Consider the following 2,338-nt stretch of genomic DNA (forward strand, 5'->3'; position numbering starts at 1 on the left):
ATGTTGAAGGAGATTTATAATCGAATATATACATTTGGTTGGGTTCGTATTGAGTAGAAAATAATTGAAAATCAACATAAAATCAGTAAGAGTATATACATTTGGTTGGGTTCGTATATACTCTTACTTACTTGCCTCTGATAATGTTACTAAGGTAACTAAGTGTTGGAAAGCCGAGAGAAGAAGAATCGGATGCCGTATCGAGATGTGACAGAGGCGCTAACTCTTTGATCTTGTCTGTCTTATTTCTTAATTTTATTGTTATTCATATCAGCGGTCTGTGAAGATAGCTGATATTTTAAGTTATTAGACTTTGATCGGTCTATTAACTACACAGGTAGACTTTCTAATATACTATGTAATTAACTAATTGTCAAATTATTAAAATCAAGTATATATGAAAGCAAATAAATTTATTGAACAGCGTGATAAACTATCAGCAGATATTACTAAGTATTGGAATATTATTTCTATTGAGAATGTAGTAAATCGTAATTATCAGCGTACTTACGATTTGAAAGAACTTTATAATACAATTAAAGGTCTTACAGATGATCGAGTAATTGTTAAATTAAAGATACTATGTATCAACATGGGTATAAAGAAATTTAGTGATTTGCCAGCTGATTGTAATCAATTGGATGTATTTAAGCTATGTGAATTGCAAGAAATGAAAGTACATCTAAGTCGTATACGAACTTTGAACCCTGTTCTTAAGTCTAAGAAAGGTAAAAAAGCTCTGAATAAGACTGAAGTTTTAACTTCAAACTGGGTTAAAGCACGAATAAAAGAACTCGATTTAGAGATTCTGAAATTAAAAGAGAAACTTACTAAGTTCAATGAAGAAACAGAATTTGATGATTCTGCTGCTCCAATGTGCTTAGCTGCTTAAAATATAACAAGGAAGCGATAGGGAGAGTACGTACGGGAAATCTTAAAATATTAACCTATTTAGCTTCCTTTAGTTTTTAACTATTAAAATCAATTGTTATGAATCAAGAAACTAGAAATAAGAAAAATGCTAAATACCAGCAAAACTTACAGAAACGTTATGGATTAACTAAGTCCTCAGATTATAAAACTATGTGTAGTAAAGGGATATCTTTGTCAGAAAATATTAAGCCTATGACAAAGGAATTTGTAACTACTCGTCGTCATGATAAGATAGTAAGTAGAGAAGTATATACTTATAAGTGGACTCCTGAAGCTACTAATGCACGAAAGGAGTATCATGAAGCTAAAAAAGGTATAGCTAGTATTCCTAAGAAACCTATACAGGTGTCTGATAAGAAGGATAAAAAACAGTTATTAGAAGAACGTCCTTATTCTGGTTACCATAAAGAACTGGTACAGAATCTATATGGTAGCAATAAAGCAGAACGTATTGCTAAACAACAAGCTTATAAAGCCGCTCATGAAGAGAAAATTAAGAAAGTAGCTAAACAACTTGCAGAGTTCAAGATGTCTAAGAAGCTACAGTATTTAGAACAAAGACCGTATAAAGTAGTTATAGCTACTACAGACGATAAAGAGTTTAAGACAAGCTACTCTAATCTACCTATTGAACAACTTACTGAAGTAGTTACTAAATTGAATACAAAGTTATCCGATAAATATAGTAACTACGAGTCTATTACGATAGTAGATAGAGCAACTTTAGAAAAGAAATGCTTTGCTAAACATTTGCCAGAGATAAAGCAAGCAGCGTAGAGCGACAGACTTTTAGCAGGATAGTCTATAAAGAATCCTGCCTCAAGGGGTGTTCAGCTAGTAGGCAAGCGCAGGGTACAGGGAGGAATATTAGAGAGACTCTAATACACTATTTATAGTGCTGCAACCAATCGGCATCATGGGTTCGATTCCCATACACTCCACTAAATTTATACGCTATGAAGATAAGAGGAAAAACAGTATATGTCTATGATATTGAAGTTTTCCCAAATGTATTTCATTGCACAGCAAAGAATACTGAATCAGGGAAGTTTCATAAGTTTGAGATATCAAGCAGAAAAAATCAATTATCAGAATTAGTTGATTTCTTTCGTGTACCAAATATTAATGCACCATTAAAATTTGGAGATCTCTATACTACTGAAACTCAAATTGATTCAAATAAAATCTTTGCAGGATATAATAATTTACATTATGATAATCCTATTATTAACTATATAATAGATTATTATGATATACTTAAAAATAAACCATATCTAAGGATATGTGATAGTATTTTTAACTTAAGTAGAACTATAACTACATCTCAAGCAGATGACAACATAGAAGCATGGAAAAAATGGAAATATCAAGTATGGTATGATTCATTTGATATACTTACTATGTT

The 2,338-nt window shown here is 31.3% G+C and carries 3 protein-coding genes and 1 tRNA gene; all 4 read left to right on the forward strand.

What is annotated here, in order from left to right; translation table 11 throughout:
- The first annotated feature begins 397 nt into the window (after positions 1–397).
- Complete coding sequence (locus tag GH681_RS22710) at positions 398–892, forward strand: hypothetical protein (RefSeq protein WP_153163775.1); 495 nt, start codon at positions 398–400, stop codon at positions 890–892.
- A gap of 98 nt (positions 893–990) precedes the next feature.
- Positions 991–1,710 carry a hypothetical protein gene (locus tag GH681_RS22715; RefSeq protein ID WP_153163776.1) on the forward strand — a complete coding sequence of 240 codons (720 nt, stop codon included), beginning with the start codon at positions 991–993 and terminating at the stop codon, positions 1,708–1,710.
- 46 nt (positions 1,711–1,756) lie between these two features.
- Positions 1,757–1,874: transfer RNA gene (locus GH681_RS22720), tRNA-OTHER, on the forward strand.
- Positions 1,875–1,889: 15 nt separating this feature from the next.
- Positions 1,890–2,338, forward strand: a 449-nt coding sequence (locus tag GH681_RS22725) for a hypothetical protein (protein WP_228112042.1), incomplete at its 3' end; no start/stop codon positions are given.

This window comes from Zoogloea sp. 1C4, assembly GCF_009469605.1.
GTDB classification, from domain to species: Bacteria; Pseudomonadota; Gammaproteobacteria; order Burkholderiales; family Rhodocyclaceae; genus Zoogloea; species Zoogloea oryzae.